Origin of the sequence: Streptomyces sp. NPDC005408 (assembly GCF_040606445.1) — a bacterium.
GTDB lineage: Bacteria > Actinomycetota > Actinomycetes > Streptomycetales > Streptomycetaceae > Streptomyces.
Genome location: NZ_JBEXEX010000014.1, coordinates 37302 through 57977, shown reverse-complemented (window position 1 = coordinate 57977; position 20676 = coordinate 37302). Strand labels below are relative to the sequence as shown.

General features: G+C 71.0%; 16 protein-coding genes. 1 reads left to right on the top strand and 15 read right to left on the bottom strand.

Features of this window, described 5'->3' with window-relative positions; all coding sequences use genetic code 11:
• Positions 1-237: 237 nt before the first annotated feature.
• The 8 genes from tmk to ABZS64_RS15900 form a co-directional block, all read right to left on the bottom strand.
• A complete protein-coding gene (tmk, locus tag ABZS64_RS15935) occupies positions 238-3195 on the bottom strand; it encodes a dTMP kinase (RefSeq protein WP_355828963.1) in 2958 nt (985 codons plus the stop codon).
• A gap of 149 nt (positions 3196-3344) precedes the next feature.
• Positions 3345-6173, bottom strand: a complete 2829-nt coding sequence (gene topA, locus ABZS64_RS15930; RefSeq protein ID WP_355828960.1) for a type I DNA topoisomerase — start codon at positions 6171-6173, stop codon at positions 3345-3347.
• Between the two features lie 223 nt (positions 6174-6396).
• A complete protein-coding gene (locus ABZS64_RS15925; protein ID WP_355828957.1) occupies positions 6397-6594 on the bottom strand; it encodes a hypothetical protein in 198 nt (65 codons plus the stop codon).
• A gap of 218 nt (positions 6595-6812) precedes the next feature.
• Positions 6813-8324 (bottom strand): class I SAM-dependent methyltransferase, encoded by a 1512-nt coding sequence (locus ABZS64_RS15920; protein WP_355828954.1) that lies wholly within the window; start codon positions 8322-8324, stop codon positions 6813-6815.
• Positions 8325-8414: 90 nt separating this feature from the next.
• Complete coding sequence (locus ABZS64_RS15915) at positions 8415-9092, bottom strand: small secreted protein (RefSeq protein WP_355828952.1); 678 nt, start codon at positions 9090-9092, stop codon at positions 8415-8417.
• Positions 9093-9279: 187 nt separating this feature from the next.
• A complete protein-coding gene (locus ABZS64_RS15910) occupies positions 9280-11685 on the bottom strand; it encodes a sodium-translocating pyrophosphatase (RefSeq protein WP_355828949.1) in 2406 nt (801 codons plus the stop codon).
• A 272-nt stretch (positions 11686-11957) separates the two neighbouring features.
• Positions 11958-12404 carry an ATP-binding protein gene (locus ABZS64_RS15905; RefSeq protein WP_355828946.1) on the bottom strand — a complete coding sequence of 149 codons (447 nt, stop codon included), beginning with the start codon at positions 12402-12404 and terminating at the stop codon, positions 11958-11960.
• Between the two features lie 91 nt (positions 12405-12495).
• On the bottom strand, positions 12496-12849 hold the full coding sequence (locus ABZS64_RS15900) for an STAS domain-containing protein (protein WP_003967428.1): 354 nt from the start codon (positions 12847-12849) through the stop codon (positions 12496-12498).
• A 78-nt stretch (positions 12850-12927) separates the two neighbouring features.
• On the opposite strand from ABZS64_RS15900, the gene ABZS64_RS15895 reads away from it, so the two are divergent.
• A complete protein-coding gene (locus ABZS64_RS15895) occupies positions 12928-15411 on the top strand; it encodes a DEAD/DEAH box helicase (RefSeq protein WP_355828943.1) in 2484 nt (827 codons plus the stop codon).
• Here the strand turns inward: ABZS64_RS15895 and ABZS64_RS15890 are convergent.
• The 7 genes from ABZS64_RS15890 to ssd form a co-directional block, all read right to left on the bottom strand.
• Positions 15347-15685, bottom strand: coding sequence for an Rv3654c family TadE-like protein (locus ABZS64_RS15890; protein ID WP_355829253.1), 339 nt, complete (start codon positions 15683-15685; stop codon positions 15347-15349). The genes ABZS64_RS15895 and ABZS64_RS15890 overlap by 65 nt on opposite strands.
• A gap of 110 nt (positions 15686-15795) precedes the next feature.
• Positions 15796-16131, bottom strand: coding sequence for a TadE family type IV pilus minor pilin (locus tag ABZS64_RS15885; RefSeq protein WP_355828940.1), 336 nt, complete (start codon positions 16129-16131; stop codon positions 15796-15798).
• Positions 16132-16186: 55 nt separating this feature from the next.
• Positions 16187-16342, bottom strand: coding sequence for a DUF4244 domain-containing protein (locus tag ABZS64_RS15880; protein ID WP_355828937.1), 156 nt, complete (start codon positions 16340-16342; stop codon positions 16187-16189).
• Between the two features lie 133 nt (positions 16343-16475).
• Positions 16476-17255: a type II secretion system F family protein gene (locus ABZS64_RS15875; RefSeq protein ID WP_355828935.1), complete on the bottom strand. Its 780-nt coding sequence runs from the start codon at positions 17253-17255 to the stop codon at positions 16476-16478.
• Entirely contained in the window at positions 17252-18100 is an 849-nt protein-coding gene (locus tag ABZS64_RS15870) for a type II secretion system F family protein (RefSeq protein ID WP_355828932.1), read from the bottom strand. Before ABZS64_RS15870 ends, ABZS64_RS15875 begins: the two co-directional genes overlap by 4 nt.
• Positions 18100-19248, bottom strand: coding sequence for a TadA family conjugal transfer-associated ATPase (locus tag ABZS64_RS15865; RefSeq protein WP_355828929.1), 1149 nt, complete (start codon positions 19246-19248; stop codon positions 18100-18102). Before ABZS64_RS15865 ends, ABZS64_RS15870 begins: the two co-directional genes overlap by 1 nt.
• Positions 19245-20345 (bottom strand): septum site-determining protein Ssd, encoded by a 1101-nt coding sequence (gene ssd, locus ABZS64_RS15860; RefSeq protein ID WP_355828927.1) that lies wholly within the window; start codon positions 20343-20345, stop codon positions 19245-19247. The genes ABZS64_RS15865 and ssd overlap by 4 nt, the downstream gene beginning before the upstream one ends.
• Positions 20346-20676 lie beyond the last annotated feature (331 nt).

Here is a 20676-nt window from a genome sequence, read left to right as displayed (position 1 = left end):
GGTTTGTCCCCTCCCCCCTTCCCGAACCGGGGCACCGGCCTGGGTTCACGAGAAGGGGGCCGCGCAGCGGGTGGAGCCGGGACGTAAAAGGTGATTTGTGGCGCAGGGACGCCCGCACACACCGTCACGCCAGAGACGCGCCGTAAATCATGCAGTCCCGGCGCAACCCCGGAGCGGCCCCCAGACGGTCACCGACACGGCACCGGGCAACCCCAAAGACCCGCAGACCCACACCCCTCAGCGCCGCCCCCGGCCGCCGTTCTCGTCGTCCTCGTGCGGGCCCAGCAGTTCGTCCGCCAAGGTCGGGAGGTCGTCCAGTGGCGTTTCCTCCGCCCAGTCCGAGCGGCGGCGCGAGCGGCCCGAGTCCGGGTCGACCTGGGGAATCTCCCGGGTGCGCTCGTCCGCGCCCGCGTCCCGTACCGGAGGCAGCACGGCCGTCTCATCAGCCGCCGGCCCCGGCGCCGGAGCCGGTACCTCCTGCGTCACCTCATCCGGCGACGCCGCGACCACCGGCGTAGGCACCGTCACATCGTGAGCCGAAGCCGAAGCCGCGGAAGCAGAAGCCGCTGACGCCGAAGCAGACGCCGCCTCCTCCGCCCGCCGCGCCTCCTCCGCCCTCAGCAGCGCCTCTTCCGCCTTGCGCTGCTTCTCGAGGCGCCGTTCTTCCGCCTCCGCCCGCAGCCGGGCCTCCTCCTCCGCCTGCCGGCGCCGCCGCTCCTCTTCCTCCCGGCGCGCCTTCTCCTCGGCAAGCCGCCGCGCCCGCTCTTCCTCGGCGAGCCGCCGCGCTTCCTCCGCCCGCCGCCGGGCTTCCTCCGCCTGCCGCTCGGCCTCGCGCTGCCGCGCCTCCTCCAGCTCGCGGCGCTTGCGCTCCTCCTCCTCGGCGCGGAGCTTCGCGAGCTGTTCCTGCCGCTCGCGCTCGATCCGCTCTTCCTCCGCCTTGCGCGCGGCCTCTTCCTCGGCCCTGCGCCGGGCTTCCTCCTCGGCCGCCTTGCGCGCCTCCGCCTGCGCCTTCACCTCGGCGTCGGAGAGCGGAAGCATCTGGTCGAGCCGGTGCCGTACAACCGTGGTGACGGACTCCGGCTCCTGCCCCGCGTCCACCACCAGATACCGGCCCGGATCCGCCGCCGCCAGCGTCAGGAATCCGGCGCGCACCCGCTGGTGGAACTCCGCGGGCTCCGACTCCAGCCGGTCCGGCGCCTCCGTGAAGCGCTCCCGCGCCCTCTCCGGGGACACGTCGAGCAGCACCGTCAGATGCGGTACGAGCCCGTCCGTCGCCCACCGGTTGATACGGGCGATCTCCGTCGGCGACAGATCGCGCCCCGCACCCTGGTAGGCGACCGACGAGTCGATATAGCGATCCGAGATGACGATGGCGCCGCGCTCCAGCGCGGGCCGTACGACCGAATCGACGTGCTCCGCCCGGTCCGCCGCGTACAGCAGTGCCTCAGCACGGTTCGAGAGCCCCGCCGAGGACACGTCGAGAAGGATCGACCGCAGCCGCTTCCCGATCGGCGTCGCCCCCGGCTCACGCGTGACGACAACCTCGTGGCCCTTCGTCCGGATCCACTCGGCGAGCGCCTCGACCTGCGTGGACTTCCCGGCCCCGTCGCCGCCCTCTATGGCGATGAAGAACCCGGTCGGGGACGGTGCCTGCGCCGGGTCCGCCCCGCCACGCAGCGCGTCGCCGACATCGCGGCGCAGCGGCACACCGGACCGGTCATCCGTCTTGGCGAGGACTATGGCCGCCACGGGCAGCAGCAGCGCACCGACCAGCATCAGCGTGAACGCCGCGCCGCCGTGCGCGAAGACGAAGTCCCCGCTGGCGAGCCGGTGCGGCCCGATCGCCGCGGCGAGCAGCGGGGCCGCCAGCGCGCCGAGCCCGATGGCGACCCGTACGACCGCCTGGAGGTGTTCGGTGATCCGGGGCCGCCGGAAGTCCTCGGCCTCCTGGTCGATCAGGTCGTGCCCGATGCCGGCGGCGACACCGGCCGCGAGACCGGCCAGCACCGCGATGAACAGCACGCTCGCCGTGTCGGGCACCAGACCCATGGCCAGCAGCGCGATGCCGGTGACCGCGAGCGCGAGGGCAAGCAGCCGACGGCGCGACAGCGTGGGCAGTACGGCCGCGGCGCCACGGATGCCGAGACCGGCGCCACCGGTCAGCGCGAGCACGAGCAGCGCGAAGGCCGCGGGGCCGCCGCCGAGGTCGAAGGCGTGCAGTACGGAGACGGCAACGGCGGAAGCGATCGCGGCCGCGACCGACGCGCAGGCGAGGACGAACAGCGGTATGGCGCCCGTACGCCCCTTGTCCAGGCCGTTACCGGTGGACGGACGGCGCAGCCCTTCGAGCGGCGAGCGCGGCCGCGGGGTCTGCGAGCCGGGCAGCTCGACGAAGTACAGCGTCGACACGGACGCGGCGAAAAGACCGGCCGCGACATACGAACCGAGGGCCGCCTGGTGCAGCGAGAACCAGTCGATGCCCGAGCCGAGCAGAATGCCGATCAGCGTGGCCACCAGCAGGACCGCGGCCCCGGCGGGAATGACAGCGAAGCCCGTACGCAGCCAGAGCCTGCGCAGCGCGTCCAGGTGATCCGGCAGCGGGCGCACGGCCGCGCCCTCCAGCGGCGGAGCCGGGAGCAGCGCGGGAGCGGCGCCGTCCCGGGCGACGGTCCAGAAACGCTCGGCGACGCCTGTCACGAAGACAGTGACCAGCAGAACCGCCGGGGCGTTGTCCGGGGTCCAGTCGATCCACAGGGGCGCGACGATGAGGAGCGCAAGCCTCAGCCCGTCCGCGCCGATCATGGTCCAGCGCCGGTCGAGCGGCCCCTTGGACGAGGTGAGGGTCGTCAGCGGACCGAGCAGTACGGCGCCGAAGAGCAGCGTGGCGAGGACCCGCGCGCCGAGCACGGCGGCGACGGCGAAGGCCGCCCCGCGGTAGCCCTCCCCGAAGGTGCCCGCCGGCACGGCGGCCTGCAGCGTCAGCAGCAGCAGGACAAGAACGGCGACGGAGTCACCGATCCCGCCCACGACCTGGGCGTTCCACAGCCACCTCAGCGGAGGAAAGCGCAGCAGGGCGCGCACCGCGCGCTCACGGGAATCCGCGGCAAGTGCGTCGGATGCGTCGGAGTCTGAAGCAGTCTCTGAGGCGGTGCTCACGACCGCCTGCTGCTCGGCTGGCTGCTCGGCTCGCGTCATCCGCCCAGCCTATCCGGAGCGCCCCGCTCCCCGGAGGCCTGTCCGAACATACGGGCGCTTTGTGCGGAGGGTGCGAAAACTCCCCACACAAAGCGCCGGGACAAAGCGCCCGGACAAAGCACTCACAGGCACGCCCACAGGCAAGCCCGCTACTCGTCCGTCGACGCCTTCGCCGACGCGGCCGTCTTTTTCGCGGCCGCAGCCGACGTCGTCTTCTTGGCAGCGGTCTTCTTGGCCACCGCCTTCTTGGCGACAGTCTTCTTCGCGGCGGCCTTCTTCGCAGGCGCCTTCTTGGCCGGAGCCTTCTTCGCCGTCTTCTTGGCGGGCCCCTTGGCCCGCTTCTCGGCGAGCAGCTCGTAGCCCCGCTCGGGCGTGATGTCTTCGACACTGTCGTCCGTGCGCAGCGTCGCGTTCGTCTCGCCATCGGTGACATACGGACCGAAGCGCCCGTCCTTGACCACCACCGGCCGCTGGCTGACCGGGTCCGTGCCCAGCTCCTTCAGCGGCGGCTTGGCCGCGGCCCGCCCGCGCTGCTTGGGCTGTGCGTAGATCGCCAGCGCCTCTTCCAGCGTGATGTTGAAGAGCTGGTCCTCGGTCTCCAGGGAGCGCGAGTCCGTGCCCTTCTTCAGGTACGGGCCGTACCGGCCGTTCTGCGCGGTGATCTCGACGCCGTCCGCGTCCTTGCCCACCACGCGCGGCAGGGACATCAGCTTGAGCGCGTCCTCGAGCGTGACGGTGTCCAGGGACATCGACTTGAAGAGCGAGGCCGTTCGCGGCTTGACCGCGTTCTTGCCGGTCTTCGGGGTGCCCTCGGGCAGGATCTCCGTGACGTACGGGCCGTAGCGGCCGTCCTTCGCGACGATCTGGTTGCCGGTCACCGGGTCGGCGCCCAGCTCGAAGTCGCCGCTCGGCTTGGCCAGCAGCTCCTCCGCGTACTCCACGGTGAGCTCGTCCGGAGCGATGTCGTCCGGAACGTCGGCGCGCTGGTGGCCCTCCGAGTCCTTCTCACCGCGCTCGATGTACGGGCCGTAGCGGCCGACGCGCAGCACGATCCCCTCGCCGACCGGGAAGCTGGAGATCTCCCGGGCGTCGATCGCGCCGAGGTCCGTCACCAGTTCCTTCAGGCCGCCGAGGTGGTCTCCGTCGCCGTTGCCCGCGCCGGACGCGGCGCCCGCGTCGTCGCCCACGCCGAAGTAGAAGCGCTTCAGCCACGGCACGGCCTGCGCCTCGCCCCGCGCGATGCGGTCGAGGTCGTCCTCCATTTTGGCGGTGAAGTCGTAGTCGACGAGCCGGCCGAAGTGCTTCTCCAGCAGGTTGACCACGGCGAAGCTCAGGAAGGAGGGCACGAGCGCCGTCCCCTTCTTGAACACATAGCCGCGGTCCAGGATCGTGCCGATGATCGACGCGTACGTCGACGGGCGGCCGATCTCGCGCTCTTCCAGCTCCTTGACCAGCGAGGCCTCGGTGTAGCGGGCCGGCGGCTTGGTCGCGTGGCCGTCGACCGAGATCTCCTCGGAGGACAGGGCGTCGCCCTCGGCGACCTGCGGCAGCCGCCGCTCGCGGTCGTCGAGCTCGGCGTTCGGGTCGTCGGCACCTTCCACGTAGGCCTTCATGAAGCCGTGGAAGGTGATCGTCTTGCCGGACGCGGTGAACTCGGCTTCACGGCCGTCCGCGGCGCGGCCGCCGATGCGGACGGTGACGCTGTTGCCGACCGCGTCCTTCATCTGGGAGGCGACGGTCCGCTTCCAGATCAGCTCGTAGAGCTTGAACTGGTCACCGGTCAGACCCGTCTCGGCCGGCGTGCGGAAACGATCACCCGAAGGACGGATCGCCTCGTGCGCCTCCTGCGCGTTCTTGACCTTCCCGGCGTACACCCGCGGCTTCTCGGGCAGATAGTTGGCGCCGTACAGCTGCGTGACCTGTGCCCGGGCCGCCGAGATGGCGGTGTCGGAGAGCGTGGTGGAGTCCGTACGCATATAGGTGATGAAGCCGTTCTCGTACAGCTTCTGCGCGACCTGCATGGTGGCCTTGGCCCCGAAACCCAGCTTGCGGGAGGCCTCCTGCTGCAGCGTCGTCGTACGGAAAGGTGCGTACGGAGAGCGGCGGTACGGCTTCGACTCGACAGCCCGTACCGCGAACGAGGCATCGGCCAGCGCGGCGGCGAGCGCCCGGGCGTTCGCCTCGTCCAGGTGCAGGACCTGGCCGGACTTGAGCTGCCCGTCCGAGCCGAAGTCGCGGCCCTGAGCGACGCGCCGTCCGTCGACGGTGTTCAGCCGGGCCGTGAAGGTGGAGGGGTCGGAGGCGTCCCCGGCGCGGCCGGTGGAGAAGGTGCCGGTCAGGTCCCAGTACTCGGCGGAGCGGAAGGCGATGCGCTCGCGCTCACGCTCGACGACGAGACGGGTGGCGACGGACTGCACACGCCCGGCCGACAGCCGCGGCATGACCTTCTTCCACAGGACCGGCGAGACCTCGTAGCCGTAGAGGCGGTCGAGGATACGGCGGGTCTCCTGGGCGTCGACCATGCGCTTGTTGAGCTCGCGCGGGTTCTCGACGGCCTCACGGATCGCGTCCTTGGTGATCTCGTGGAAGACCATCCGGTGGACGGGGACCTTGGGCTTGAGGACCTCGAGGAGGTGCCAGGCGATGGCCTCGCCCTCGCGGTCCTCATCGGTGGCGAGGAAGAGTTCGTCGGACTCGGCGAGCTGCTCCTTGAGCTTCCTGACCTGGGCCTTCTTGTCGGCGTTGACGACATAGATCGGCTGGAAGTCGTTCTCGACGTCGACACCGAGGCGACGCACCTCGCCGGTGTACTTCTCGGGCACCTCGGCGGCGCCGTTCGGGAGGTCGCGGATGTGCCCCACACTCGCCTCGACGACATAGCCGGGGCCGAGGTAGCCCTTGATCGTCTTCGCCTTGGCAGGCGACTCGACGATCACGAGTCGGCGGCCGCCCTGTGCGGTCTCGCTGGTCGGGGACAACTTCGCTCTTCTCTCCGGTCGACGCTCGGTGGGCGCTCACGGCAGTACGGCACTGGGTGCGGCACGGCTGTGACGCTGCTGTCGCTGCGGAGTGTGACGGTACAACCCGCCCCCGTGTCAAACGGCAAAAGCCCGCAACGGCCACTCGAACGGTAACCCGAGTCCGGCCATTCCTGCCGCCCGGACCGGCACGAAAGCGCTTCGGCGCCCAGATGCCCCCAGATCAGACCCGGCCGAAGCACCAGAGTCCGAGGGCGAGGAACACGGCGCCGAAGAGTGTGGCGAGTGCGACGGCCGTGGCGGGACTCACTCCGTGTGCGACCGGGGCGCGGTGGCGCACCCGCACTCCCGTCCACAGCAGCAGCCCGGCCCCGAACAGCGTGAACGCCGTCCCCGCGAAGATCGCTGGCCCGCTCTCCATGCCCGTACCCGGTCCTTCCCTGAAGCCGAGGTCTCCCGGAGGCCGAGGCTGGCACCTCCGGGCGTCGTGGGCACGAATTCCGGGTGAACGCCGCGTGGGTTCACCCGCCCGGTCGGGGTGCCGGGCCGGAACCCGGCCCGGCGGGGCAGGGGCGGAGGCCAGCCCTCCCCTTCTTCTTTCTGATGTTGCTCTTGCTTTTGATGTTGGCCGGTTTCACTTCATGGACGGACGGGTTCCAGAAAACCCTCCTCGACGAGCTGGCGCAGCGCCTGCGGGGTGCGGTCCCGCAGCACCACCGGGTCCTCGTCGAGCAGCTGGGCGATCGCGTCCAGGATCCGTCCGGCGCTGAGGGACCCGTCACACACCCCGGCGAAGCCCGCGCCGACCGTGTCGACCTTGGTGGCGCGCCGCATACCGCGGTTCTGACGCAGCACCACATGCTCCGGGTCCTCCGCGCCCGGCAGGCCGACCTGCTCCTGCACGATCTCCGCGGCCAGCGTGAAGTGTCCGGCGAGCAGCGCCGCGTCGTCGTGCGTACGCAGATAGTCCTGTCGCTCGAAGTGCGCCTGCACGCTCGCGCCGAGCGGCTGCTCGACAGGGTGCGGCCACTCCTCGGTGACGATCGACGGGCGCTCGGATCCGGACTTCCTGAGCGTGATCCAGCCGAAGCCGACGGCATTGGTCTTCCGCGCCTCGAACTCGTCCAGCCACGCGTCGTACCGCGCGTCGTACTGAGCGGGGTCGCTGCGGTGGTCCCCGCTGTCCCGCAGCCACAGTTCGGCGTACTGCGTCACGTCCTGCACCTCGCGCTGGACGATCCAGGCGTCACAGCCGCGCGGCACCCAGGAGCGCAGCCGCTCCTGCCACTCCTCCCCCTCCACGTGCTGCCAGTTGGCGAGGAACTGGGCGTATCCCCCGTCGTTCAGCCTGTCCCCCGCCTGCTGAACGAGCGAGCGGCACAGATCGTCCCCGCCCATCCCGCCGTCGCGGTAGGTCAGCCGGGCGCCGGGGGAGATCACGAACGGAGGGTTCGACACGATCAGGTCGAACGTGTCCTTGCGGACCGGCTCGAAGAGCGAGCCCTCGCGCAGATCGGCCTCCGGGGCCGCGGAGAGCGCCAGCGTGAGCCGCGCGAAGTGCAAGGCGCGCGGGTTGAGATCGGTGGCTGTGACGCGGGTCGCGTGCTGGGCGGCGTGCAGCGCCTGGAGGCCGGAGCCGGTGCCCAGGTCGAGCGCCGAGGACACCGGCGTACGAACGGTGATCCCGGCGAGCGTGGTGGACGCACCGCCGACACCGAGAACGACGCCCTCGCCCTGGCCGCTCGCACCGCTCGCTCCGCCGACCGCGCAGCCCAGGTCCGAGACGATGAACCAGTCCTGGCCCTCCGGACCGCTGTACGGCCGCACATCCACCGTGGCGCGTACCTCGTCGCCGTCCCGCACCACCCAGCCGTCGGCAAGGCATTCTTCGAGGGGCAGGGCAGCACGCGCCCGTCCGGACGCGACGGAGCGCTGGAGCAGAAACAGCCGTACGAGCGTGTCGAGGACGCCGTCCCCGCGGGTGGCCCGCAGGGCAGGCACCGTCTCGCTGCGGGCGAGAGCGGCATACGCGGGGGCGCCGAGCAGCTCGAGCAGTCCGTCGGCGGTGAAGTCGGCGGCGAGAAGGGCTTCACGCAGCCGGGGCGAGCGGCCGGGCGAAGGAAGGCCTGGGGCAGGGCTGGTCGTACTCACCTGCCCATTGTCGCGGCCGCCACTGACAAACGCCGCACGGCCGGGCCCCCTTTCGCCCGTCGGTCGTTACCGCTCGCCCGACGTGCCGGCCTAGGACTTCGCCGAAGCCTTGGAGGAAGCCTCCGAAGACGCCTTCGAGGACGCCTTCGACGAGGCCGATCCCGAGGGCGACGCCGGGGTGGAAGGAGCGTCCGAACCGGAGCCGCCGGCAGGGGGACTCGACACCTTCACCGTCTGGCAGCCGGGCTGCTTCGCCATCGCCTTGCCCAGGTCGCCGGACTGCAGCTTCTTCACCGCGTCCTGCTTCATCTTCTCGATCTTCGCCAGACCGTCCGCGACGCCCTGCAGCCCGTCCGCGAACTTCTGCTGGTCCTTCGCGTTGAGCCCGTCGACCTGCTTCTTCAGATCGAGGTAGGCCTTGGCGGTTGCCTGGAGTTCGCTGACCGCGTCCTGCTGGACCTTCGCGCCGTCGTCGATCGGCGGCGTGCCGCCTGCCTTGACGGTGTTGGCCAGCGCGGTGTTCACATCGGCAAGGTCCTGGAAGGCCTTCGAGTCGGCGGCCTGGATGTCTGCAGGCTTGCCGTCCGCCGCGGTCGAGATGATGGCCTGCTCGGCACTGGCCCTCTTCTTGATCTGCGGCTGTGCCTGGTTGCAGAACGTCTTGGCCCAGTCATTCACCTTGTTGTCGCTGCTGTTGTCGGAGCAGCCCGACAGCGCCAGCACCAGTACCGAACCGCCGGACAGTGCGGCCGCAAGCTTCTTGTTCACCGGATTGGTCCCTTCCAAGGCTCTCGGCCCCGGAACATACACGCCAAGTGGGCGACAACCGCGCGTCGTGCGCCCAGTATGTTACCCATTAGAGCCATTTGCACCAAGGGAGACAAGGCTCACGACGGCACGCAAACGGGCGGACAGCACGTCAATACGCGCTGCCCGCCCGCCTTTTGAGCAGGTGTTACGAAACCACCGCGGGATCAGGTGACTTCGCGCTCCGCTCCGCATGGTTGCCTTCGTCACCCACGGCGATGCCGCGCCGCTTGGAGATGTACACCGCGCCGATGATGACAAGGATCGCCAGCACCGCAACCAGCGCCCTGATCCCGGCGCTGGAGTCGTCCCCGTAGCTGAACTGGATCACCGCGGGCGCAATCAGCAGCGCCACCAGGTTCATCACCTTCAGCAGCGGGTTGATGGCCGGTCCTGCGGTGTCCTTGAACGGGTCGCCGACGGTGTCGCCGATGACGGTCGCGGCGTGGGCCTCGCTGCCCTTGCCGCCGTGGTGGCCGTCCTCGACGAGCTTCTTGGCGTTGTCCCACGCACCACCGGAGTTGGCGAGGAACACGGCCATCAGCGTGCCGGTGCCGATCGCGCCCGCGAGGAAGGAACCGAGGGCTCCGACGCCGAGCGAGAATCCGACGGCGATCGGGGTCAGTACGGCGAGCAGACCCGGTGTGGCCAGCTCGCGCAGCGCGTCCTTGGTGCAGATGTCGACGACGCGCCCGTACTCCGGCGTCTCGGTGTAGTCCATGATCCCGGGATGCTCGCGGAACTGCCGCCGCACCTCGTAGACCACGGCTCCCGCCGAACGGGACACCGCGCTGATCGCGAGCCCCGAGAAGAGGAAGACGACCGCGGCACCGAGGATCAGGCCCACCAGGTTGTTGGGCTGCGAGATGTCCATCACGAGGTTCATCGGAGCGCCGTCGCCGACCTTCTCGCCGACATCCCTGGCCGCGGTCGCGATGGCGTCGCGATACGAGCCGAAGAGCGCGGAGGCGGCGAGTACGGCCGTGGCGATGGCGATTCCCTTGGTGATGGCCTTGGTGGTGTTGCCGACGGCGTCGAGGTCGGTGAGCACCTGCGCACCGGCGCCCGTGACGTCGCCGGACATCTCGGCGATGCCCTGGGCGTTGTCCGAGACGGGTCCGAAGGTGTCCATGGCGACGATGACGCCGACCGTGGTGAGCAGACCGGTACCGGCAAGGGCCACCGCGAACAGCGCGAGCATGATCGACGTACCGCCGAGCAGGAACGCCCCGTACACGCCCAGGCCGATCAACAGCGCGGTGTAGACGGCGGATTCCAGACCGATGGAGATACCGGCCAGCACGACGGTCGCGGGTCCGGTCAGCGAGGACTTGCCGATGTCCCTGACAGGACGCCGGGTGGTCTCGGTGAAGTACCCGGTGAGCTGCTGGATCAGGGCCGCCAGCACGATGCCGATGGCTACGGCGAGGAGCGCCAGAATCCGCGGGTCTCCGGCGTGCGACGTGATCGCGGCCTCGGTGACACCGTCCAACTCGGCGTATGTGGACGGCAGATAGATGAAGACGGCCGCCGCCACCAGGCCGAGCGAGATCAGTGCGGAGATGAAGAATCCGCGGTTGATGGCAGACATCCCGCTGCGGTCGGCGCGCCGCGGGGCGACCGCGAAGATGCCGATCATCGCGGTGACCACGCCGATCGCCGGAACGATCAGCGGAAAGGCGAGTCCGGCGTCGCCGAATGCCGCCTTGCCGAGGATGAGTGCCGCGACAAGCGTGACGGCGTACGACTCGAAGAGGTCGGCCGCCATACCGGCACAGTCACCGACGTTGTCGCCCACGTTGTCGGCGATGGTGGCGGCGTTGCGCGGGTCGTCCTCCGGGATTCCCTGCTCGACCTTGCCGACGAGGTCGGCGCCGACGTCGGCGGCCTTGGTGAAGATGCCACCGCCGACACGCATGAACATGGCGATCAGCGCGGCGCCGAGGCCGAAGCCTTCGAGCACCTTGGGCGCGTCGGCCGCGTAGACGAGTACGACGCAGGAGGCACCGAGCAGGCCGAGGCCCACCGTGAACATGCCGACCACGCCTCCCGTTCGGAAAGCGATCTTCATGGCCTTGTGCGAGACGGCCGTCAGATCCTTTTCGGGCTCGCCCTCCGCCGGTGTTGCCTCACGCGCGGCCGCAGCCACGCGCACATTTGCCCGTACGGCAAGACGCATGCCGATGTATCCGGTGGCCGCCGAGAAGAGCGCACCCACCAGGAAGAACACCGAACGTCCGCCACGCTGTGACCAGTCGTCCGCCGGAAGAAGCATCAGCAGGAAGAACACCACGACGGCGAAGACGCCGAGGGTACGCAACTGCCGTGCCAGATATGCATTCGCGCCCTCCTGCACGGCTGCCGCGATCTTCTTCATGGAATCGGTGCCCTCGCCGGCGGCCAGCACCTGGCGCACCAGCACCTGGGCGACGATCAGTGCCGCCACCGCGACCGCGGCGATGACAATCACGATCAGCCGGTTGTCGTCTGTGAGTACCGCTGCTGCGAGAGAAGTGGGGTGGTCGGTCAGTTCTGGGTTGAAGAGCCCCGCCATTCGTCCTCCTTGACGCAAAGAGCTCAAGATGTGGACGGATTGTAGGTAGCGGAACCTGATCAAAACAGGGCGCGGCAATTGGAATTGACCTTGACTTGCTACTCAGCAAATGATCGCGTCCCGAAACGCCCCCCGAAAGAGGTAATGGGGCAAAGGCGTTGACGCGCGGTAAATGATCTAGAGAAAAGGAAAGAGGCCCTGCTCAGCAGGGCCTCCACCAAAGAAAACGATCAACGGGCCGGCAGTTCGGCGCCATTGTCGATCATCCGCGATCAGGGCACGACGGTGACGGGCGTCGTCGGCCAACTCATCCGGATCACGCCCCCCTCATCGGTGGACGTGACCTCCACGTCGTCGACGAGGCCGCTGATGACCGCGAGGCCCATCTCGTCCTCGCCGTCGGAATCCATGTCCTCATCCGTGGCATCACGGGCACCAGGGACCGCCGAGGACCCCTCAGAGCCCGCGCTCGGGACCTCGTCCCCGACCTCGATGGAGAAGGTCTTCTCCTCCTCGGTCAGCACGACCCTGACGGGGGCTGTGATGCCATGGCTGCGGTGCAGCCCGACCGCACGGCTGCACGCCTCGCCGACCGCGAGGCGGACCTCGTCCAGCACAGCCTCGTCGACCCCGGCCCGGCGAGCCACGGCAGCGGCCACCAGACGGGCGGTCCTGACATGCTCAGGCTGGGCGCTGAAGCGGAGTTCAACGGTGGCCATGCGATCCCCCTCGGACGTACGGGCGTGCATCTCAGGGGCCCGGGCTGGATGCCCGGTGCCCCCTCTTCTTCCGGCAGTCTCCGGCCGACCGTCAGTCGGTGGCCGCGACAGCTTCGTCGACCGTGGTGTGGATGGGGAACACCTTGGTCAGACCCGTGATCCGGAAGATCTTGAGAATGCGCTCCTGGTTGCAGACCAGGCGCAGCGAGCCTTCATGCGCACGTACGCGCTTCAGGCCGCCCACGAGCACGCCGAGGCCGGTGGAGTCGAGGAAGTCCACGCCCTCCATGTCGACAACCAGGTGGTAGCTGCCGTCGTTCACCAACTCGACCAACTGCTCGCGCAGCTTGGGCGCGGTATACACATCAATCTCGCCACCGACCTCGACGACCGTACGGTCGCCACCAGGTCCGGACACATTGCGAGTCGACAGGGACAGGTCCACGGATCCTCCAGCACCTTGCTATCGAGCGGCCGCCCCCTCAGGTCTCCCCGGCGGAGCCGGAGACGGTCGCCAGCCGCGATGGCATTCAATCACTTACGAGCAGCCATGCACGACGCCTTGGGACCATTGTCCGTCACGCCAGTGACACACTCGGTGCCGATGGCCAAGAATCTCCGTCCCAGACGACCCGCCGAGAGCGGGGACAACCGCCCCTCTCCCAGTACGGTCCTCGACCGGCTCACCGCGGGGGCGAGCCGTGCCGCGCGCATCACTCATACGGAGCACTTGCCCCCCAGGCCCGGTCGCCATGCCGTCTGGCCCGACCGCATCCGCCCGGAAGTGATCAACGCAATTCAGCAGGCGGGGATCGACCATCCGTGGGCCCACCAGGCGGAAGCCGCCGAGTACGCCCTGGACGGCGAATCCGTCGTGATCGCCACCGGAACCGCCTCGGGCAAGTCCCTGGCCTATCTCGCGCCCGTGCTCACCACCCTCCTGGGCGGGGCCGAGGCCCCCAATGGACGCGGTGCCACCGCCCTCTACCTGGCCCCGACCAAGGCCCTGGCCGCCGACCAGTGCCGCGCCGTGAAAGAGCTCGCCAAGCCGCTCGGCAACCGGATCCGCCCCGCGGTCTACGACGGCGACACCCCCGTCGAGGAACGCGAGTGGGTCCGGCAGTACGCCACGTACGTCCTGACCAACCCCGACATGCTGCACCGCGGGATACTTCCCTCACACCCCCGCTGGTCCTCCTTCCTGCGCTCCCTGCGCTATGTCGTCATCGATGAGTGCCACACCTACCGGGGCGTCTTCGGCTCACATGTCGCCCAGGTGCTGCGCCGCCTTCGCCGCGTATGCGCCCGCTACGGTGCGAACCCCGTCTTCCTCCTCGCCTCCGCCACCGCCGCGGAACCCGCCCTGGCCGCCGGCCGCCTCACCGGCCTGCCGGTCAAGGAGGTCGCCGACGACGCCTCACCCCGCGGCGAGCTCGTCTTCGCCCTCTGGGAGCCCCCGCTCACCGAGCTGCACGGTGAGAAGGGCGCCCCAGTACGCCGCACCGCCACTGCCGAGACCGCCGACCTCCTCACCGACCTGACCGTCCAGGGAGTGCGCTCCGTCGCCTTCGTACGCTCCCGGCGCGGCGCGGAGCTCATCTCCGTCATCGCCAAGGAACGCCTGGCCGAGGTGGACCGCTCACTGCCCCCGCGTGTCGCCGCCTACCGGGGCGGCTACCTCCCTGAGGAGCGCCGCGCGCTGGAGCGGGCCCTGCACTCCGGCGAGCTCCTCGGCCTCGCCGCGACCACCGCCCTCGAACTCGGTGTCGATGTCTCCGGCCTCGATGCCGTCGTCATCGCCGGATATCCCGGCACACGGGCCTCGCTCTGGCAGCAGGCGGGCCGTGCGGGCCGCTCCGGCCAGGGCGCCCTGGCCGTGCTCGTCGCCCGCGACGATCCGCTGGACACGTTCCTCGTCCACCATCCCGAGGCACTGTTCCAGCAGCCGGTGGAGTCCACCGTCCTCGACCCCGACAATCCCTACGTCCTCGCCCCCCATCTGTGCGCGGCCGCGGCCGAGCTTCCGCTGACGGACGCCGACCTTGAGCTCTTCGGCCCGGCGACCGCCGAGCTCATGCCCCAGCTGGAGGCCGCCAAGCTGCTCCGCCGCCGGGCGTCGGGCTGGCACTGGACGCGCCGGGAGCGGGCCGCCGACCTCACCGACATCCGGGGGGAGGGCGGCCGCCCGGTCCAGATCGTGGAGGCCGCCACCGGCCGGCTACTGGGCACGGTCGACGAATCGGCCTCCCACACCGCGGTCCACGACGGCGCCGTCCATCTCCACCAGGGCCGTACGTACCTGGTGAAGCACCTGGACCTGGACGACTCTGCCGCCCTCGTCGAGGAGGCCAACCCGCCGTACTCCACCACCGCCCGCGACACCACCTCCATCTCCGTACTCGAGACCGACACCGAGATCCCGTGGGGCGACGGGCGCCTCTGCTACGGCTCCGTCGAGGTCACCAACCAGGTCGTCTCCTTCCTGCGCCGCAAACTCATCACCGGTGAGGTGCTCGGCGAGACCAAACTCGATCTTCCGCCGCGCACCCTGCGCACCCGAGCCGTGTGGTGGACGGTCACCGAGGACCAGCTGGACGCCGCCAGGGTCAATCCGGAGCAGTTGGGCGGCGCCCTGCATGCCGCCGAGCACGCCTCCATCGGAATGCTGCCGCTCTTCGCCACCTGCGACCGCTGGGACATCGGCGGCGTCTCCGTACCGCTCCACCCGGACACGCTGCTGCCAACCGTTTTCGTGTACGACGGCCATCCGGGTGGCGCGGGCTTCGCCGAGCGGGCCTTCCACACTGCTCGTGAGTGGCTCACAGCCACGCGTGAGGCGATCTCCTCGTGCGAGTGCGACGCGGGCTGCCCGTCCTGCATCCAGTCCCCGAAGTGCGGCAACGGCAACGACCCCCTGCACAAGCGCGGCGCGGTCCGGCTCCTCACGGAACTGCTCCGGGGAGCCCCTGCGGCGCCGGGGGCCCCGGCGGCCCCGCCCGCGACCTGACCGCCGGGGCGTACGGGCCGAAGCGGGCCTGTGCCGTCACATCGGCGATCTCCCCCTGCACCACGCAGCGCACCACCGCAGCGCCCTGTGCCCGGGCCACCACGGAGGCCTTCTCGCAGGCGGTTGCCGTGCCCCGCAGGGCATGGTCGGCAGCGGCCAGCGCGGCCAAGTCGGCAGCGGAGCCTGCTCGGTGGCGGGCAACGACGGCCTGCCCCATGGCGAGGACGACGGCGAAGACGGCACACAGCACGGTGGTTGCCATGGCCACCCACACGGTCGCCAGGCCCCGGTCCCGGTGCGGGTCCCGCCGTAGGTGCCGAGGCCGGTTCAGCCAGGGCCGCTTCGGGCGCCGGTTCAGGTTCCGGGGGCCGGGGCTGTGCCGGTTCATGAGGCGGCCTCCTGGCCCACCGTGTCCTCGGCGAACGCCGCCGCCTCCGCGCTCAGCGTCAGGGCCAGGGTGCCCGGGCCCGGGGCCTTCGCCTCGACCCGGACGCGCCACAGGTCACCCGCCCGCCCCAGCATGACCCTCGCACCACTGGGGGCCGCCGAACGGGCGGCCGCCAGCGTGGCCGCCCGCGGCTCGGACCTGGCCGCCGCACGCGCCCCGGCCCGGGCCGCGTCCACGCACTGGATCTGCGCGGAGGCCGCCATCAGCGCCCAGACCAGGGCCATGGCGAAGACCACCAGGGCGGGCACGGCGACGGCCGCCTCCGCCGTCACTGACCCCCCGTCGCGCGCCCTGCCACGCATCCCGCCACGCGCCGGGCCGCATGTCTCAGAACTGCGCATCGAGCGCCTTCCCGATCACCGACTGGAGCGCCCCCGAGACGGCTCCGCTGGTGACGACCTTGTACAGAACGGCAGCGAAGGCACACGCCGCGATCGTCCCCATCGCGTACTCGGACGTGGTCATGCCCGAGTCCTTGCGCATTGCGTCCTTCCGCAGCGAGTCCTTCCAAACCCTGCGCGACAGCCCACGCAGCCATCCCCGCACCGGATTCCACATGTCAACCCCCAAGAGATCTCGTTCAGTTGCGTGCACGCAGTTGCACGCACCCGCGTGCTCAGTTGCCGTTCAGCAGTCCGTCCGCCAGGCCGATCACGACCGGAGCCACGCCCACCGCGAGGAAGGCGGGCAAGAAGCACAGCCCCACCGGCGCTGTGATCAGGACCTGCGCCTTGCGCCCCAGTGCCGCGACCTCCCGCGCCCGGTCCGCACGGAAGCGCTCGGCCAGCCGGGACACCGGCTCCGCGGCCGGAGCCCCGGTGGAATCCGCCCGCTCCAGGCAGCGGCCCAGCGCCTCCGCGCCCGGTATCCGCCCGAACCACCCCCAGGCCCGCGCCGGCTCACCCCCGAGCCGCAACTCGGCCGCCGCACGAGCCAGCCGCTCGCCGACCGGCCCGCCCAGCGACTCCCCGACCGCCTCCGCCGCCTCGCGTGGACCCGCCCCGGCCGAGATGCAGGCCGCCAGAAGGTCGGCAGCAAGCGGCAGTTGACGGCTCGCCTCCCGGCCCTCGGCCACCGCGGCAGGCTTGCGGCTCCGCTGCCACCGCCATACGCCGTACGCCCCGCCGAGCCCCACGGCGCAACCAGTCACCCCGCCGACGAGGTCGTAGCCGGTGATCAGCGCCCCCAGTGGCGCCGCCCAACGCCTCGCCAACGCCCCGCATGCCGGCCGCCATCGCTGCCGCTCGCGCTCCGAGCGCTCCACCGTCAGCAGCGCCTCGATCCGCCTGCGCACCGCACGCTCGCGCCGTCCTGCCGCGATCGTGAAGGCCAGGAAGGCCACCGCGGCGGTCACGCACACGGCTGCCCCCAGCCTGTGGACGGCGTCGCCCGTCATGGCTCGCCTCCCTGGCGGACGATCCGCCCGGCCCAGCAGAGCCCCGCGGCCTCAAGGACGCCGCCCACGACCAGGCACATCAGGCCCGCCGGGGTGTGCAGTAGGACCCGCAGTGGCTCGGCGCCCAGGGCCCAGCCCATCCCGAGACCCGCGAGCGGAAGCAGCGCAAGGAGCCCGATGGTCGACCGCGCACCAGCCAACTGGGCCTTCAGATCGGCTTGTTGGTCCCGCTCCGCCCGCAATGCCGCCTCCAGCCGGTCAAGCCCGGCGGCCAGACCCGCGCCGCTGTCCACGGCCACCCGCCAGCAGGCAGCGACTCCCGCAAGCCCGTCGGCACCTGGTTCCCGCGCCGCCTCCCGCAGCGCCTGGGGAACATCACCCCCGAACCGCGCGGCGGCGAGCACGGCGGCCTCCGCACCGCCCAGCACCCCCGTGGATCTCGCGGCGAACAGCAGCGCCTGCCCCGGCTGGAGCCCCGCCCGCAGCTCGCCGGCGACCGCGCCGCACAAGGTGATCACCCCCTCGGCGCGCCTCTCCCGCTCCCGCCTCAGCTCGCGGGCCCGCAACTGCCGCCTCACCAGCGGCACCGCCACCGCCCCCGCGATCAGCGGCAGCACCGACTCACCCAGCACGGCAATGACCAAGGCCACCGGCAGACACAGCCACTCCCGCCGCAGCCTGACCTCCGGCAGCACCCGATCCCACGCCCACCACGGAGAGACCTTCACCGCACCGCCGCCCGCCAGCAGCAACCGCGCCCGCCTGAGCTCCCGGTCCCGCCCGACCGTCAGCCACGCCGCCGCCCCCGCGCACACCGCGGCCGCGTACACCTGCTGGCCGCCCATCACAGCGCACCTCCGATCAGCGACCGCAGCCGCTCCCAGCCCCGCCCGTACGCGAAGGCCTCCGCGCCCCAGCGCAGTGCGGGCTCGGTCACCACCAGCCCCGCAGCGTCCCGCTCCAGGACATGCACCTCGGCGATCCGGCGCTGCCCGTCCCGGTCCCGTACGAGATGGATCACCACCGCGAGAGCGGCCGCCAACTGGCTGTGCAGCGCCGCCCGGTCGAGCCCCGCCGCCGTCCCGAGCGCCTCAAGCCGAGCCGGCACGTCCGCCGCGGCATTGGCGTGGACCGTCCCGCAGCCGCCCTCGTGCCCGGTGTTGAGCGCGGCCAGCAGTTCGGTGACCTCCGCACCGCGCACCTCCCCGACGACCAGCCGATCGGGCCGCATCCGCAGCGCCTGGCGCACCAGGTCCCGCAGCGTCACCCGGCCCGCGCCCTCCTGGTTCGCCGTACGCGACTCGAGCCGCACCACATGCGGGTGTTCGGGTCTGAGCTCCGCCGAGTCCTCGGCCAGTACGATCCGCTCGCGCTGCCCCACGAGCCCGAGCAGACTCGACAGCAAGGTCGTCTTGCCCGATCCCGTACCGCCGCTGATCAGGAACGACAGCCGGGCGTCGATCAGCGCCCGCAACACCCGGTCCCCGCCCGGCGGCACTGTCCCCGCCGCGACGAGTTCCCCCACCGAGAACGCCCGGGGCCGCACGACCCGCAGCGACAGACATGTCGAGCCGACCGCCACCGGCGGGATCACGGCATGCATCCGGGTCCCGTCCGGCAGCCGGGCGTCCACCCAGGGCCGGGCGTCGTCCAGCCGCCTCTCCGCCACCGCCGCGAGCCGCTGTGCCAGCCTGCGCACCGAGGCCGTGTCGGCGAAGGTCACATCGGTGAGCTCAAGTCCCCGGCCCCGGTCCACCCACACCCGGTCGGGCGCGGACACCAGCACATCCGTCACGGACGGGTCGGCCAACAGGGGCTCCAGCGGCCCCGTCCCGACCAGTTCGCACCGCAACTCCTCGGTGCCGCCGAGCACTTCGGCGTCCCCCAGCAGGCGCCCTTGTGCCCGCAGCGCGGCCGCGACCCGTGCCGGTGTGGGCTCGGCGCCGCTCTCGGCGAGCCTCTGTCGCACGGCGTCCAGCAGTCCGGTGCTCACGAGACCACGCCCCCCGTCAGTGCGCGATCCCAGAAGGCCGCGCAGAACCGGGCCAGCGGCCCTCGCACGCCGCCCGGTGGAGCGCCGCCGTCCTGTGCGGCCAACAGGCCTGCCTCCATCGGCAGTTCACCCGCCAGCGGCAGTCCCAGTGCGTCCGCGACCCACTGCTCGTCCAGCCCCGCCGCGAACGGCCCGCGCACCACCACACGCAGGTCCTGGAGCACCATGCCCACCGTCGACGCCACGCGGTTCGCCGCGGCGACAGCCCGCAGCTCGCCCGGCACCACCAGCAGTCCGAGATCCAGCTGGGCCAGGGCCTCGGCCACGCCCTCGTCCACCCGGCGCGGCAGATCCACGACCACCACACCGCCGCGCCTGCGTGCCGCGGCCAGCACCGACCGCATCGCCTCCGGCGGAATGACCACCGAATCGCCCCGGTCCCAGCTGAGCACCCGCAGGGCGTGCAGCTCGGGCAGCGACTCCTCCAGCGCCCCGCCGGCGACCCGACCCTTGGAAGCCGCGAAATCCGGCCATCGTCTGCCTTCCGCCTGCTCTCCGCCGAGCAGCACGTCGAGCCCTCCGCCCAGCGGGTCGCCGTCGACAAGCATGGTGCGCCGCCCGGCCCGGGCCGCGGTCACCGCCAGCGCGCAGGCCAGCGTGGACGCCCCGGCCCCGCCCCGGCCGCCGATCACCCCCACAGTGAGCGCCTGTCGTCCCACCCCCTCGACCACATCGGCGATCCGGTCGACGAGCCAGCTCTCCGCGTCGGGCAGCCGCAGCACACAGTCGGCCCCGATCTCCACCGCCCGCCGCCAGACGTCCGGGTCATCCTGGTCGCGGCCCACGAGCAGCACACCCCGTCTGCGCGTGGCGCCCCGGCAACGCGCGGCCGCGTCGTCGCCGACGAGGACCAGCGGCGCCCCCTCCCAGCTTCCCCTGCGCTCGGGCACCGAGTGATGGACGTCGGGCTCGGCTCCGGCCGCGGCGCACAGCCGCAGCAGATCGTCGAGCAGTTCCATGTCTTCGGTGACGATCAGCGGCCCGTCCCGCCGCCCTTCGGCGACCGGCGGCCGTGTCGATGTGATGGATCCAGCCACGTTCTCCACCCCCTACTTACTTCGATCTCGCTTCGTGCCGAGATCTGGATTCCTGCGGTCCGCGAACTACGCGGCTGGAATCACGGTGCAGCGCACCGGAAAATCGTGTGGATCTTGCTGAAAAACTGTGGACAACTAGCCACTTGTGAATATCCCGCTAGCTCATACCGGTGACTCCCGGGAGCAGCACTTTCGCTACGGACAGTGACGGTGCAGGGTGATGGAAGGCCGCAGCCGGCACAGCTCGCACGAGGGGAGAACGATCAAGATGGATCGCAGCAGAGGGACGAAAAGGCGTCCGGACATGCGACGACCCCCGCCGGGGGGGAGA

What these genes read in the sequence shown, in the direction of transcription:
- ABZS64_RS15895 (WP_355828943.1), top strand. Translation starts at nt 12,928, where the DNA reads ATGGCATTCAATCACTTACGAGCAGCCATGCACGACGCCTTGGGACCA.
- ABZS64_RS15875 (WP_355828935.1), bottom strand. Translation starts at nt 17,255, where the DNA reads ATGACGGGCGACGCCGTCCACAGGCTGGGGGCAGCCGTGTGCGTGACC.
- ABZS64_RS15910 (WP_355828949.1), bottom strand. Translation starts at nt 11,685, where the DNA reads ATGGCGGGGCTCTTCAACCCAGAACTGACCGACCACCCCACTTCTCTC.
- tmk (WP_355828963.1), bottom strand. Translation starts at nt 3,195, where the DNA reads ATGACGCGAGCCGAGCAGCCAGCCGAGCAGCAGGCGGTCGTGAGCACC.
- ABZS64_RS15870 (WP_355828932.1), bottom strand. Translation starts at nt 18,100, where the DNA reads ATGGGCGGCCAGCAGGTGTACGCGGCCGCGGTGTGCGCGGGGGCGGCG.
- ABZS64_RS15905 (WP_355828946.1), bottom strand. Translation starts at nt 12,404, where the DNA reads ATGGCCACCGTTGAACTCCGCTTCAGCGCCCAGCCTGAGCATGTCAGG.
- ABZS64_RS15880 (WP_355828937.1), bottom strand. Translation starts at nt 16,342, where the DNA reads ATGCGCAAGGACTCGGGCATGACCACGTCCGAGTACGCGATGGGGACG.
- ABZS64_RS15925 (WP_355828957.1), bottom strand. Translation starts at nt 6,594, where the DNA reads ATGGAGAGCGGGCCAGCGATCTTCGCGGGGACGGCGTTCACGCTGTTC.